Genomic DNA, 13,406 nt, shown 5'->3' with positions numbered 1-13,406 from the left:
GTGAACCCGCGGCGCACGCGACAGTTCAGCCCATCAATAAAACGACCGCATCGCCTTCAAGGTCAACAGGCCATCGCATTGCGAATTGTGTCCGGAATAGGCCGCGCAATCGCCGCCGCTGAGGCTGGAATCGCTGTAGATCAGGTCCAGGTCGATGCCCTTCCAGGCGCGGGAGAACTGTATCGACCAGTCGCTGAAGCTGCTGATGGACCCCCCCTCCACTGAGGTCGGGGTGCCCAGTTGATGGGTGGTGTATTTCATACTGACGCCGATGCCGAAGGGCTGGGTGCCGCTGAGGTCGGCGAACAGGGTGCTGTCCTGGCGGTCCGGGTCGTTGCTGAAGGAAGCGCCGAAGCGATTGCCCAGCAGGTTGAGGCCGCCGTAGAGCTCCTGGCTGTCGAGGGGGCTGAGCTTGGGGTAGCTGTAGTGGATCAGACCGACTTCGTAGCCCAGTGTCCGGTCGAAAGGGTGCTTGAATCCCATATACGAATCGACTTCAAGAGTGCTGGCCGGCGACAGGCCCATGTTCGGAGAAAACTGGCCAAAGTACAGGCCGCTGTCATGACTCAGGTCCAGCCCGCCATGAAATGAGTCACTGCCCGGCGAGGTCGGCTTGACCAGGCCTTGGGCCATGCTGCGGCTGGGGGTGGTGCCCAATTTCAGGTCGAAGTCGCCCAGTTCACGCTGGAAAATCTGCGCTTCGGCGAGAGGGCTGGCCGCCAGGATACTGGCCACGAAAATGCAGCGTTTAAGCATGCTTCACTCCATGAAAAGCGAGGAGCAGTAACGGAGAAATAGGGCAGATGCCCGTGCTAGACGTGTGCAAGCATACCGGCGAATCTCAGGAGGTGAGGCCCGTTCGTCGATTTGCACGTTCTGAAGGTGATGCGAGAGGGTATTTCGGGCTCTAGTCCTAGCGCCTTGAAGGTAAGACGCTTAGGGACCAGATGTGCTGCGCGGTATTACTTTTTACCCAGGCTGATCTGCTTGGACGGGCCGAAAGTCTGGCCGCTCACGCCCTTGGCAATTTGCTGGATTTCGCCACCGGACTTGAGGAAAGCAGCAATCTGGCTGTTGATCGATTCGCTGGTTTCAACGGCGGGAGCTGGCTTTGCTTTGCTGTTGGATGCTTTTACACGCATGGCGGCCACTAACCTGTAGAAAATTAACTTGGCCAGGCATCGTACAGGAAATACTTGACAATTGCTTGGTAAATATCCCCCGGGAATAAAAGCAGCGGCTGAAAACAGCCAAAGTTTATCTTTGAAATTAGCCCCTAACTTCCTGTTTTAACTCGAAACCACGGGCTGAGCCGGCACGGGTGGCGTGGCAAAATTCAGCCGAATGATCGGACGAGCGGGGCGGTGCCACTGGAACGCCAGGTAAACCCGCGATTTTTCAGGCGCGCGCGCGTGGCAGGCGCAACTCGGGTAGAATGCCGCCCACGCAATGAGGGTATTGGAAATGGCTTTAGTCGGGCGCTACAACAGCTTGCAAGTGGTTAAACACACTAACTTTGGTTTGTACCTCGATGGTGCGCAAGATGGCGAAATCCTCTTGCCTAATCGGTATATCCCCAAGGATATTCCCAGTGAAGATGAAGATTGGCTTAACGTTTTCATTTATCTGGACAGCGATGACAAACTTATCGCCACTACCGAAAAACCGAAAGTTCAAGTTGGCGAATTTGCCAGTTTGAAAGTCGTGGAAGTCAACAGCATTGGCGTGTTCCTCGACTGGGGTTTGCCAAAGGATCTGTTGCTCCCGTACTCGGAAGAAAAACGTCAGATGACCGCCGGTGAATACTGCGTGGTGCATGTCTATCTCGACAAACACACCAAGCGTATTACCGCCACCGCGCGCCTTGACCGCTACCTGGACAAGACGCCGGCCAACTACGTCGTGGGCCAGGAAGTCGACCTGCTGGTCGCCGAAGCCACCGACATGGGCTTCAAGGCGATCATCAACAACAAGCACTGGGGCCTGATCCACAAGAACGAAGTGTTCAAGTTCCTGCGCCCGGGCAAGGAAGAGAAAGGCTTTATCAAAGAGATCCGCGCCGATGGCAACATCAGCCTGAGCCTGCAACCGGTTGGCCAGGAAGCGGCCTCCAGCCTCAACTCGAAGATCCTCGCCAAGTTGCGTGAAAACAACGGCAGTTTGCCGGTCAGCGACAAGAGTGACCCGGCGGTGATCAGCAACTTGTTTGGCGTGAGCAAAGGCAACTTCAAGAAGGCCATTGGTGCGCTCTACAAGCAGGGCCAGATCGTGATTCACGCGGATCGCATTGAACTAAGCTGAGTGCGCTTTGCTCTCTGTAGGAGCGAGCTTGCTCGCGAAAAAGGTACATCCGACACCGTGATGCGCCTGGAATGTTTTCGCGAGCAAGCTCGCTCCTGCAGAGGCTGCATCAATGCCCAAGAAGTCTGTCTTCGCCTACCTCGGCACCTTGCTTGCCTTCCTGATCCTCGACGGCCTCTGGCTCGGTGTCCTCATGGGCCCGACCTACAAATCCCTGCTGGGCCCGCTGATGCTTGATCAGCCTCGCCTGTTGCCTGCCGTGCTGTTTTATCTCTTGTATGTCCTCGGTTGCGTGGTGTTCGTGGTCTTGCCCAGCGCCAGCTGGCAACGCGCAGCCCGACTGGGTGCGTTGCTGGGCCTGGTGGCCTACGGCACCTACGACCTGAGCAACTGGGCCACGCTGCAAGGCTGGTCTAGCGGATTGGCGATGATGGACATGGCCTGGGGCACCTTCCTCACAGCAGCGTGCTGCACGGTCGGGTACTTGTGTGCACATCGGGTGCACCGATGATTGTGTACAGGATTGATCTGCACCGTTGCTGAGCGCAATCCTCGTTACTAAACCTCCGTATACCCATTTGGAACGCCGTTGCAGAGGGATTGTGTTCTATTGGCACGTATTCTGCTGACTATATCGTATACAAACCAGGCCGCCTCCCGTATGCACCCCGTGACGGAAGCGCAGGCCGGTATTACGAGGAGCCCAGCGATGATCGAACAATTGCCCAAAGGCTATAGCCCACGCCTTTACAACCAGGACCTGGGCCCATTGCCGCAAAAGTGGACCTGGTACAACATCTTTGCCTTCTGGATGAGTGACGTGCACAGCGTGGGTGGCTATGTGTTCGCCGCCAGTCTGTTCGCCCTGGGGCTGGCCAGTTGGCAGGTGTTGATTGCCTTGCTGGCAGGCATTTGCATCGTGCAATTGATTGCCAACCTGGTGGCCAAGCCCAGCCAGCAGGCCGCCGTGCCCTATCCAGTGATCTGCCGGTTGGCGTTTGGTGTGTTCGGCGCGAACATTCCCGCGGTGATTCGCGGCCTGATTGCGGTGGCTTGGTACGGAATTCAGACCTACCTGGCGTCGAGTGCCTTGATCATTGTGGTACTGCGCTTTTTTCCACAGATGGCGGTGTATGCAGAGCCGCATTTTGCTGGCCTGTCTTACTTGGGCTGGTTTGGTTTCCTCAGTTTATGGGTGCTGCAGGCGGCCGTGTTCTGGGCCGGCATGGAGTCCATTCGCCGCTTTATCGATTGGGCGGGGCCGGTGGTCTACGCGGTGATGTTTGCCCTGGCCGGCTGGATCGTGTGGAAGGCAGGGTGGGCGAATATCAGTTTTACCCTGTCGGAAAAATCCCTGTCGGGTTGGCAGGCGGTCGGTCAGGTGATCGTGGCGACGGCGCTGGTGGTGTCGTACTTTTCCGGGCCGACCCTGAATTTCGGTGATTTCAGCCGTTACTGCCGCAGTATGCAGGATGTGCGGCGCGGCAACTTTTGGGGCCTGCCGGTGAACTTCCTGGCGTTTTCCCTGGTGACCGTGGTCATCGTCTCGGGCACCTTGCCGGTGTTTGGTGAAATGCTCCATGACCCGATCGCGACCGTCTCGCGTATTGATAACAGCATGGCGGTGCTGCTCGGCGCTTTTGCCTTTGTCACGGCCACCATTGGCATCAACATTGTCGCCAACTTCGTTTCCCCGGCGTTCGACTTCGCCAACGTCGCACCGAGCAAAATCAGCTGGCGCGCCGGCGGCATGATCGCCGCCGTGGCTTCGATCTTCATCACCCCGTGGAACCTGTTCAATAACCCGCTGATGATCCACTACACCCTGGATATTCTCGCGGCCTTTATCGGCCCGTTGTTCGGGATTTTGCTGGTGGACTTCTACCTGATCAAAAAGCAGAAGATCGACGTGGACGCGCTGTTCGATGACAGCCCGAGCGGGCGCTACTACTTCGATGGCGGTGTGAACTGGACGGCGGTCAAGGCGTTGGTGCCTGCGACACTGGTGGGTGTCGCGATCACCTTCACGCCGGCGTTGCAGGGCATGGCTAACTTTGCCTGGTTTACCGGTTGCTTCCTGGGTGGGCTGTTTTTCCTGGTGTTGGCGCGGCGAGAGCAGGTTCGCGCGCCGGCACCGTTGGTCGCGGGCTGACCAACACCCCTCCTGCCGCTAACAGGCCTGCACCGGCGATCACCAGCGCGGGTTGCAGGCCACCGCTCAGGTGGCTGCTCACCGACGCCAGCAACGGTCCACTCAATTGGCCGATGGCAAAGCTGGCGGTCAACAGCCCGGTGTTGCGCTGATAGCCGTGGGGCGCAATCTCCCGCAGGCGCGCCATCACCAACTGCATGCAGGCCAGGAATGGCGCGCCGCACAGCAACACCCCCAGCGCCAGCCCCCAACCGTTACCCAGCAGGCAGGCGAATACGCCGGCCGCTTGCAGCCACAACGTAGTCATCAGCCAGCGACGGGTGGTGTCCGGGTCCTTGGGACGCAGGCTTGCGACCACCACGCCAATCGCCGCCGCCAAACCAAAGCAGGGCCAGAACAGATCGGCCTGCCAGGCGCCCTTGAATTGCGCGCTGGCCATTTGTGACAGGAACGTCGCCGGAATGATGTAGCCCAGGCCGAACAACACATAGATCCAGCACAGGTGGGTAGTGCTGCCGTTGCTGGCCGTGTCGGCGTGGCTTGCCACAGGCGCAGTAACGGCGGACGGCTGGGGCAGGAAGGGCAAGATTACCAGTAGCATCACCAGCGCCACCCCACCATAGATCAGCCACAACGTTGCAGAGCTCTGGTCCAACAGGTTGGAGCCCAGCGCGAGTAACCCGGTCAGCACAATCCCCAGCCCCGGCCCGGCAAACACCAGGGCACCCAGGCGTGCACGCCCGGCGGCAATCGCCAGCGGCTGGCTCAGGCTGGTGATCATCACCAGTGCCCAGGCACTCGCAACGCCGGTTCCGAAACGCAGCAGCAAGTGCGGCCAGAACCCATGGGCCCAGTACGACGCCAGGGTCAGCAACACGCACAACCATAGCCCGCCATACAGGCGACCCCGCACATGGTGATGGCTGCGCGCAAAAATCGAATCCACTGCGCCCACGAAGTAGCCCAGGTAATTGGCCGCCGCGATCAGTCCGGCGCCGGTCAGGTCGATCTGTCCTTCACTGAGCAAGTGGGGCATTTGCGGGGTGAGGGCGAAGCGGCCGATGCCCATGGCCATCATCAGGGCGATAAAGCTGGCGAGTAAGCGGATCGGGGGTGACATGGTCAGGTGTCCTGCTGGTAAGCGAATACCGTCAGGCTAAAGCGGATTGACTTTCTGTAAAAATGAATAATAGTGAGCAACTTGTTCAGTTTTGGAGAAAGGTGTGGAATTCAGTCAATTGCGGATTTTCCAGGCCGTCGCGGAAGAGGGCTCCATCACCCGCGCTGCCGAGCGCCTGCATCGAGTACCGTCGAACTTGTCGACCCGGCTCAAGCAGATGGAAGAACAGCTGGGCGTGGAGTTGTTTGTGCGCGAACGCCAGCGCTTGCAGCTTTCTCCGGCAGGCAAGGTATTGCTGGACTACAGCACCCGTCTGCTGGCGCTGCACGATGAAGCCCATGGCGCCGTGCAAGGCGGGCAACCGGCCGGCGATTTTGTACTGGGCAGCATGTACAGCACGGCGGCGGTGCATTTGCCGAAGTTGTTGGCGCGTTATCACAAGGCGTACCCGATGGTTAACTTGCAGGTGCAATCGGCGCCCAGCGGTGAATTGCTCGAAGGGTTAATTACCGGGCGCCTGGATGCTGCTTTTGTGGACGGGCCCATCACTATCGCCTCGTTGGACGGTGTAGCCCTGTGCGAAGAGCGCCTGGTGCTCATATGCGAAGCCGACCATCCGCCGGTGCGCGGGCCACAGGACGTTGCGGGCCGTTCGGTGTTCACTTTCCGCCGCAGTTGCGCCTATCGCACGCGCCTGGAAACCTGGTTTTCCCACGAGCACGTCGCCATGGGGCGAGCGATTGAGATCGAGTCTTATCAAGGCATGCTTGCCTGTGTCATCGCCGGTTCTGGCGTGGCGCTGATGGCCGAATCCATGCTCGACAGCTTGCCGGGCAAGGACAGCGTGTCCGTTCATCCGCTGACAGGGCATTTTGCCACTGCGACCACCTGGCTGATGTGGCGAAAGGGTATGCTCGGCGCTAACCTCAATGCATGGATCGACCTGCAGCAAGAGGGCAGGGCCGAGGTCCTGCAAGACGCACGTGCGATTGCTTGAACGATCCGTCAGGATTTGGACCAATTCAGTAATAGTTCGTTGTGGTTTCGTTCAAGCAATACGTAGGACTTAGGGCTACTATCAGTGTAGGAAAAGGCGACAGAACTTGCGCCTACCAGCATTACCCTCAAAGGGGGCAAACCATGAAAGAGAAAATTCAAAACTGGCTCCACGACCTCGGCGTTGCGCTGGGCCTGATCGAGCCACCGCTGCAACCGGTGCCCATTCGTACCGATGACGAGCAGCGTCGTCCTCGCCGCAGATAATCTCCGGTCGAAGCAGGATTAAAGGTGGGAGCGGGCTTGCTCGCGAATGCGGTGTGTCAGTTAACGGAATGATTGACTGATCCAGCGCTTTCGCGGGCGAGCCCGCTCTCACAGTTTGTTTTGCACCAGTCCTATCTCCCGCCGCCCGAGTCACCCCTCGCGATAACCCCCTCACTCCACAACACTCACTCGCCTCAGGTGATCTGAACAATCGTTCCGATGGAAGCGTCTGCTTCCAGGAGATGTCTGTTGTTCCTCTGTGACACGGGGAGTAGTCCGAATCTATGCAGGTCAGTCAGGCTTTTGACTTTCAAGTGTCGGAATCAGGCTACTTGTTCATCAGAAACGGCTGGCTTATTCAATTCAAACGATGAGCGTAGGTTGAGTTCCTCAAGGGCATTTTAATAACGCCCCACCCTTCATTGAATGGCTCTCTGCGAGGCATTAGTCAGTCAGAATTGCTGGAGACACAGCTATGAGGCTCTCTTCCATTCCGCCAGTCGCCGCGTCCCTTATCGCCATAACCGGAAATATCCTGCATCTCGCACCGGTGTCGAGAGCCTGGAAGGCTCACGCACCCAGCAATGTAGTGTTCTTTCCCCCGACATTGACCAAACACGATCTGCTCATACAGATCGGTCTCCTGAGTCCATCGGCGATCATTGTCGGGGACCAGGCGATCGATGCCGACGTCATCGCCCAATGGCGCATATCCCACCCGTTTGGCGAGCTCCATTTGATCCGCAGAGGTACGAGCCTGGATAAGGTGCGAATGGACCTTTGCGGTTCCAACGACATCCGCGTGGTCAATACGCCGGGGGTCAACGCGCCGCATGTTGCCGCCTATATGGCACGCTGGCTGACACTCGCCGATGGCTCCCTGCCCCGTGACATCTGTGTACTGGGATACGGCAACGTGGGCAGAGAGCTGGTCAAGGTGTTGCTTGATCGGGATCCTGAGGTTCGGATCAAGGTATTGGATCGACAGGGTCCGAGGCCGGACACTCTCGGCAAAGCCTGTTCCGACAGTCGAGTGTCCTTTGGTCTGGACTGGCACGAGGTGCTGGAGGGGGCTCGTACTGTCGCTATCTGTTTATCCCTGAATGATGAGTCCACCCATCGCATTGATCAGGCCCTCATTCAGTGCCTGCACACGCAAGCTCGCCTGGTCTGCGTCGCCAAGCCGGATGTCTTCAGCGACGACGCGTTGCGGGCCCTGGCAACGGCTGAAGGTATCCAGCTTGTATTGGACTACGGGCCTGGGACACTCGATGCATTTCGGGGGCGCGCGCAGGCACTCGGCTGCAGTGTCTCCAAGTGGCGTAAACCTGCGCCCCTTACAACCCAGGCGGCAATGACTGAAGCCTGCCATGGCGACCTTGACTATGCCGTCTCAATTCAACTGAGCCTGACCGCCTTGCGCTGCCTGGTCAGGCGCAAACTTGCCCACTCATTGACGATCCCCGCGCAACAGGCAGATGCTGGCGCGCCGCGCGTGTCGATAATTGGCAGAGGTATCAACGGCCTGCTTCAAGCCGTGATGTTGCGCCTGGCCAACTATCAGGTCTCGGTCTACGGAGGACATCAGCAGAGCGATGGAGCCAGTCATAAGCAGGTGAACATGCGCCATCTGTCAGCCACGGAGACGACTGCAAAGCCGCTGAGTAACGATTATCTAACGCCTGGAAATCAGTACTTGGCCGTAGAGTGCAATCGCGCAGGCATTGAGCTGTTTGAAAAGTTTCTGGCTGACAATCCATCGATTGACGCATCGGGCGACGACCTGGGGTTTGCGCACTTGATGGATGAGATAGTCACGCTTTTGCAGCGTTCTGGGGTTCAGTTCATGCCCCAGTATCTGAGCCCAACCCAAATTGCTGATATGAGCAGAGAGCACTTCGTCGTCACGCCCATGGGAGCAGAGGAAACGGATGGACTGTCGATAGTCTATTGCTCCGCCTACAACCGCATTGCCGCCGGAGGCACATATGCCGGGGGGACGACGCAGGGATTGGTGTGGGCTTCATTGGTCCAGGAGATCATCCAGGCAAAGGCGTCTGCAGGTTCGGCACGGTATTAATGAAAAAACGGGTGCGACATCCGACGTCGCACCCGCTGAAAAAACCGCTCTAAACCCCCTATTTCTTACACCGTCCGAGCCACCTGCGCCTGTGGCCGGCGTGACAACACACTCACCAGCACAAAACTCACCAGCGCCACCGCCAGGCTGTAGTAGATCGGCGTGTTCGCATCCAACCCATCCTTGAACATGAACACCAGCGCCGTCACGAAGCCCAGGGTCATGGACGTGATTGCGCCCGGCGTGGTCGCCCGCTTCCAGAAGATCGCGCCGATCAGCGGGATCAGCATGCCACCCACCAGCAGGTTGTAGGCCAGGGTCAGGGCGCTGATCACGTCATTGACCACCAATGCGATGCCCAGCACGACGATACCGGTCAGCAGGGTGAACAGGCGGTTGATTGCCAGGCTCGATTGTTTACCGCCGCGCAAACGTGGCAGCAGGTCTTCGGTCAATACGGTGGAGGCGGCGAGCAAGCCGGCGCTGGCGGTGGACATCATCGCCGCCAGTGCCGCAGCGATCACCAGGCCACGAATCCCGTCTGGCAGCGAGACTTTGACGATGGCCGCAAACGCGTTGTTGACGTTATCCAGGTCCGGAATCAGTACATGGGCCGCCATGCCGATCAGTGCACAGGCCAGGCCGTAGAGGATGCAGTAGAAACCGGCGAAAGTGCCTGCGTACTTGGCAACCTTTTCGTCACGGGCGGTGAACACTCGCTGCCAGATGTCCTGGCCGATCAGGATGCCGAAGAAGTAGATCATGAAGTAGGTAATGATCGTGTCCCAGCCGATCGCGGTGAAGCTGAAGCTCGATGCCGGCAGCTTGGCCACCAGCTCATCCCAGCCGCCGACGCGGTACAGGCAGATGGGCAGCAGGATAAACATCAGGCCGACGGTCTTGATCACGAACTGCACGATGTCAGTGAGGGTCAACGACCACATGCCGCCGATGGTCGAGTAGACCACCACCACACCACCGCCCAGCAACACCGAGATCCAGAACGGCAGGCCGAACAGCACTTGCAGCACCGTGCCGATGGCCAGGATCGAGGTCACGCCGATCATCAGCGCGTAGGCCAGCATGATCACCGCACTCGCTTGGCGGGCCATGGGGTTGTAGCGCTTTTCCAGCACCTGGGTGACGGTGAAGATTTTCAGCTTCAACAGCGGCTTGGCCAGGAACAGGTTCAGCGCGATGATCCCCATGCCCAGCGCGGCACACAGCCAGAAGCCGGAGATGCCATGCACGTAACCCAGGCGCACAGTACCGACGGTGGATGCCCCCCCCAGTACCGTGGCGGCCATAGTGCCCATGTACAGCGACGGGCCCAGGTTCCGACCGGCCACCAGGTAGTCTTCGTGGGTCTTGGCGCGGCGCATGCCGTAATAGCCGAGCGCGAGCATGCCGGCGGCGTAGATGAGTACGACGAATAAATCCAAAGCCATGACGGCGGGTCTCCGATTATTGTTTTAGGTAACAGGCGAACTTGTTGTGGGAGCGGAGCTTGCTCCCGCAGGGCTGCGAAGCGGACTATTGGGGCCATACACCGAAGCCGGCTCCGGGAACACACGCAGTAACGTCAGGTACACCACCGACGCCAACCCCAGCGTCACCGGCAGGCTGATATCGATGCCGTTCGCCAGGTTGCCCAGCGGCCCGACAAACTGTCCCGGCAAGTTGACAAAGCACAGGCCCACCAGCGCGCTCGGAATCCAGGCCCCCAGCCCGCGCCAGTTCCAGCCATGGCTGAACCAGTAGCGGCCGCCGGTTTCACCACGGGTGAAGACCTGCAGGTCATCCGGGCAGTAGAAGCCGCGACGTACGATCAGGCCGATGATCATCATCACCATCCACGGCGTGGTGCAGGTGATGATCAGCACGGCGAAGGTCGATACGCTCTGCACCAGGTTGGCGGCGAAACGTCCGATAAAGATGAAGGCAATCGACATCACCCCGATCAGCAGCGTGGCCTTGACCCGCGACAGCAGGCGCGGGAACACGCTGGACATATCCAAGCCGGTGCCATACAGCGAGGTGGTGCCGGTGGACATGCCGCCAATCACTGCGATCAGGCACACCGGCAGGAAGAACCAGGCGGGTGCCACCGCCAGCAAGCCGCCGACGTAGTTGTTGGCCGCGATGTAGTCCGGCGCCTTGATCGCCACGATGGTCGCGGTGGCCAGGCCGAACAAGAACGGGATCAAGGTGGCGATTTGTGCCAGGACCACCGCCAGCATGATGCGCATTTTCGGCGTCTCACGCGGGATATAACGTGACCAGTCACCCAGGAACGCCCCGAAGGAAATCGGGTTGCTCATGGCCACCAGCGCCGCGCCGATAAAGGCCGCCCAGAAGCCGGTCTGGCCCAGGGCTACGGTGCCGGCGAAGTGGCTGTCGAAGGTCGGCGCGAACGCGAAGATGCCCAACAGAAACAGCAGGCTTGCCGCCCAGACCGCAATGCGGTTGACCCACAGCATAAAGCGAAAGCCGTAGATGCATACCGTCAGGACAAGCATGGCGAATACGCCGTAGGCCAGGCCCAGGGTCAGGTCGGTTTCCGGCAGGCCGATCAGCCGTTTCGCACCGCCGACCAGCGCATCGCCTGAACTCCACACCGACAGTGAGAAGAAGGCAATCGCCGTCAGCAGTGACAGAAACGAACCGACAATCCGCCCGTGCACGCCGAAGTGCGCACCGGAAGACACCGCGTTGTTGGTGCCATTGATTGGCCCGAACAGGCCCATGGGGGCGAGGATCAACGCACCCACCAGCACACCCAGTACAATCGCCCAGACGCCAGCCTGGAACGACAGGCCGAACAACACCGGAAAGGAACCTAGCACAGCGGTGGCAAAGGTATTGGCGCCGCCGAAGATCAGGCGGAACAGATCCTTGGGGGTGGCCGTACGCTCGTTGTCCGGGATCTGTTCGACCCCGTTGGTTTCTATTTTGCGAATACTTTTATCGTTGTTTTTATTATTCATGATCAGCTCCGATCACAGTGGCTAAGGGGGCGGCAGCCCTTCCGGCATAGCGGACAAATGTTCGTGACAGGCCAGCCACAGGCCTTCTTGTTGTTCTGTGCGAGATCCTTGGCGTTTGAAGACAATGGTCTCGCGTTCCTGGCTGAAAAATTGCTCCCCGTTCATGCGCAGCTCGGTGGCCACGTCATGAATAAATATCGCCACGTCACCCTGCAGGCTGACCACGGCGTTGCTCGAGGTGCAGGACAGCACCTCGAACCCTTCATCCCGACGCCAGCTGTCCCACAACGCCTGGTAGGCATCGCGACTGAGCAGCGGCTGGGGGAGGGTGTAAAACACAAAGCTGGCATCGGCCGTGAACGCGCCGAAGTAGGCGGCGCGGTCGTTGCGCGCAAACGCCGACACCAGGTCGGCGGCGGCTTTCAATACCTGCGGCACGCTCATCAACGGTGCGCCACGCCAGGCAGTACGCAGAGCATCTCGTACAGCAGGTTGGCGCCCAGCAGCGAGGTGTTGCCGGTGGTGTCGTAGGGCGGCGAAACTTCTACCAGATCGCAACCAACCAGGTCGAGGCCCTGGCAGCCACGGATGATTTCGATCGCCTGGATGGTGGTCAGCCCGCCAATTTCCGGGGTGCCGGTGCCGGGCGCCCAGGCCGGGTCGATGCCGTCGATATCGAAGCTCAGGTACACCGGGCCGCCGCCGACTTTTTCCCGCACCTCGGCCATCAGTGGCGCGAGGGAGTGGTGCCAGCATTCTTCGGCCTGCACCACACGGAAGCCCTGTTTGCGGCTCCAGTTAAAGTCCTCGGCGGTGTAGCCCTGGGCGCGCAGGCCGATCTGCACCACGCGGTCGCAATCAAGCAGGCCTTCTTCCACGGCGCGGCGGAAGGTGGTGCCGTGGGCGATTTTCTCGCCGAACATATGGTCGTTGACGTCGGCGTGGGCATCGATGTGCACCAGCCCTACCTTGCCGTGTTTCTTGTGGATCGCCCGCAGGATCGGCAAGGTAATGGTGTGGTCGCCGCCCAAAGTCATCGGGATCACGTTGTGCTCGAGAATCTCATCGTAGGCCTCTTCGATGATGCGCACGGCGTCCAGCAGGTTGAAGGTGTTGATCGCAACGTCGCCAATATCCGCTACTGACAGCGAGTCGAATGGCGCGGCGCCGGTGGCCATGTTGTAGGGGCGGATCATCACCGACTCGGCGCGGATTTCACGCGGCCCGAAGCGGGTGCCGGCACGCAGCGAGGTGCCGATGTCCAGGGGCACGCCGATAAAGGCCGCATCCAGGCCCTTGGCCGATTGCAAGTGGGGAAGACGCATCATGGTGGCGATGCCGGCGAAGCGCGGCATTTCGTTGCCGCCCAGTGGTTGGTGGAAAATCTTGTCCACGGGATTGCCTCATCGTTGTTGTGTTTATCAGGGGCCGATTCTGCGAAAAGCCCGTGGTGGGAAGAATCGGCAGGGGCAAATACTTAGTTCAGATTTTTCTAAACTAAAG

The 13,406-nt window shown here is 59.4% G+C and carries 13 protein-coding genes; 6 read left to right on the top strand and 7 right to left on the bottom strand.

From position 1 onward, the window contains the following. Positions 1–33: 33 nt before the first annotated feature. Positions 34–756: a TorF family putative porin gene (locus FBY10_RS15620; RefSeq protein ID WP_145336994.1), complete on the bottom strand. Its 723-nt coding sequence runs from the start codon at positions 754–756 to the stop codon at positions 34–36. A gap of 206 nt (positions 757–962) precedes the next feature. Further along, entirely contained in the window at positions 963–1,142 is a 180-nt protein-coding gene (locus FBY10_RS15615; RefSeq protein ID WP_003193095.1) for a hypothetical protein, read from the bottom strand. A 322-nt stretch (positions 1,143–1,464) separates the two neighbouring features. Here FBY10_RS15615 and FBY10_RS15610 point away from each other — a divergent pair, with 322 nt between their 5' ends. The 3 genes from FBY10_RS15610 (at position 1,465) to FBY10_RS15600 (ending at position 4,453) form a co-directional block, all read left to right on the top strand. After that, positions 1,465–2,301 carry a S1 RNA-binding domain-containing protein gene (locus FBY10_RS15610; RefSeq protein WP_053133042.1) on the top strand — a complete coding sequence of 279 codons (837 nt, stop codon included), beginning with the start codon at positions 1,465–1,467 and terminating at the stop codon, positions 2,299–2,301. Positions 2,302–2,413: 112 nt separating this feature from the next. Beyond that, a complete protein-coding gene (locus FBY10_RS15605) occupies positions 2,414–2,812 on the top strand; it encodes a DUF2177 family protein (protein WP_131698631.1) in 399 nt (132 codons plus the stop codon). Positions 2,813–3,010: 198 nt separating this feature from the next. Beyond that, positions 3,011–4,453, top strand: a complete 1,443-nt coding sequence (locus FBY10_RS15600; RefSeq protein WP_131698630.1) for an NCS1 family nucleobase:cation symporter-1 — start codon at positions 3,011–3,013, stop codon at positions 4,451–4,453. Here FBY10_RS15600 and FBY10_RS15595 read toward each other — a convergent pair. Then, complete coding sequence (locus FBY10_RS15595) at positions 4,365–5,573, bottom strand: MFS transporter (protein ID WP_145336993.1); 1,209 nt, start codon at positions 5,571–5,573, stop codon at positions 4,365–4,367. The two genes, FBY10_RS15600 and FBY10_RS15595, sit on opposite strands and share 89 nt — an antisense overlap. 103 nt (positions 5,574–5,676) lie before the next feature. Between FBY10_RS15595 and FBY10_RS15590 the strand changes: the two genes are divergently transcribed. From FBY10_RS15590 to FBY10_RS15585, 3 genes are all read left to right on the top strand, one after another. Next, on the top strand, positions 5,677–6,570 hold the full coding sequence (locus FBY10_RS15590) for a LysR family transcriptional regulator (protein WP_131698628.1): 894 nt from the start codon (positions 5,677–5,679) through the stop codon (positions 6,568–6,570). A 143-nt stretch (positions 6,571–6,713) separates the two neighbouring features. Beyond that, positions 6,714–6,836: a PA1414 family protein gene (locus tag FBY10_RS31790; protein ID WP_003193089.1), complete on the top strand. Its 123-nt coding sequence runs from the start codon at positions 6,714–6,716 to the stop codon at positions 6,834–6,836. 475 nt (positions 6,837–7,311) lie between these two features. Continuing rightward, the gene (locus FBY10_RS15585) at positions 7,312–8,916 is read left to right on the top strand and encodes an NAD(P)-dependent oxidoreductase (protein WP_145336992.1); all 1,605 of its coding nucleotides are present in this window, start codon (positions 7,312–7,314) and stop codon (positions 8,914–8,916) included. Between the two features lie 65 nt (positions 8,917–8,981). On the opposite strand, the gene FBY10_RS15580 is transcribed toward FBY10_RS15585, so the two are convergent. From FBY10_RS15580 to speB, 4 genes are read right to left on the bottom strand one after another with little or no spacing between them, the layout of a single operon-like run. Then, the gene (locus FBY10_RS15580; protein WP_145336991.1) at positions 8,982–10,364 is read right to left on the bottom strand and encodes a sodium:solute symporter; all 1,383 of its coding nucleotides are present in this window, start codon (positions 10,362–10,364) and stop codon (positions 8,982–8,984) included. A gap of 24 nt (positions 10,365–10,388) precedes the next feature. Beyond that, a complete protein-coding gene (locus FBY10_RS15575; RefSeq protein ID WP_131698625.1) occupies positions 10,389–11,903 on the bottom strand; it encodes a cytosine permease in 1,515 nt (504 codons plus the stop codon). Positions 11,904–11,924: 21 nt separating this feature from the next. After that, entirely contained in the window at positions 11,925–12,347 is a 423-nt protein-coding gene (locus FBY10_RS15570; RefSeq protein ID WP_145336990.1) for a nuclear transport factor 2 family protein, read from the bottom strand. Further along, positions 12,347–13,297: an agmatinase gene (gene speB, locus FBY10_RS15565; protein WP_027603787.1), complete on the bottom strand. Its 951-nt coding sequence runs from the start codon at positions 13,295–13,297 to the stop codon at positions 12,347–12,349. Before speB ends, FBY10_RS15570 begins: the two co-directional genes overlap by 1 nt. Positions 13,298–13,406: the final 109 nt, after the last annotated feature.

It is taken from the genome of Pseudomonas sp. SJZ103, assembly GCF_007828335.1.
Taxonomy (GTDB): Bacteria; Pseudomonadota; Gammaproteobacteria; order Pseudomonadales; family Pseudomonadaceae; genus Aquipseudomonas.
The sequence above is the reverse complement of the archived record's forward strand: the minus strand, read 5'-3'. Positions and strand labels throughout refer to the sequence as shown.

Excerpts from the sequence above, each read along its gene's own strand:
- FBY10_RS31790 (WP_003193089.1), top strand. The coding sequence starts at position 6,714 with ATGAAAGAGAAAATTCAAAACTGGCTCCACGACCTCGGCGTTGCGCTG.
- FBY10_RS15580 (WP_145336991.1), bottom strand. The coding sequence starts at position 10,364 with ATGGCTTTGGATTTATTCGTCGTACTCATCTACGCCGCCGGCATGCTC.
- FBY10_RS15595 (WP_145336993.1), bottom strand. The coding sequence starts at position 5,573 with ATGTCACCCCCGATCCGCTTACTCGCCAGCTTTATCGCCCTGATGATG.
- FBY10_RS15620 (WP_145336994.1), bottom strand. The coding sequence starts at position 756 with ATGCTTAAACGCTGCATTTTCGTGGCCAGTATCCTGGCGGCCAGCCCT.
- FBY10_RS15605 (WP_131698631.1), top strand. The coding sequence starts at position 2,414 with ATGCCCAAGAAGTCTGTCTTCGCCTACCTCGGCACCTTGCTTGCCTTC.
- FBY10_RS15610 (WP_053133042.1), top strand. The coding sequence starts at position 1,465 with ATGGCTTTAGTCGGGCGCTACAACAGCTTGCAAGTGGTTAAACACACT.
- FBY10_RS15615 (WP_003193095.1), bottom strand. The coding sequence starts at position 1,142 with ATGCGTGTAAAAGCATCCAACAGCAAAGCAAAGCCAGCTCCCGCCGTT.
- FBY10_RS15575 (WP_131698625.1), bottom strand. The coding sequence starts at position 11,903 with ATGAATAATAAAAACAACGATAAAAGTATTCGCAAAATAGAAACCAAC.
- FBY10_RS15570 (WP_145336990.1), bottom strand. The coding sequence starts at position 12,347 with ATGAGCGTGCCGCAGGTATTGAAAGCCGCCGCCGACCTGGTGTCGGCG.
- FBY10_RS15585 (WP_145336992.1), top strand. The coding sequence starts at position 7,312 with ATGAGGCTCTCTTCCATTCCGCCAGTCGCCGCGTCCCTTATCGCCATA.
- FBY10_RS15600 (WP_131698630.1), top strand. The coding sequence starts at position 3,011 with ATGATCGAACAATTGCCCAAAGGCTATAGCCCACGCCTTTACAACCAG.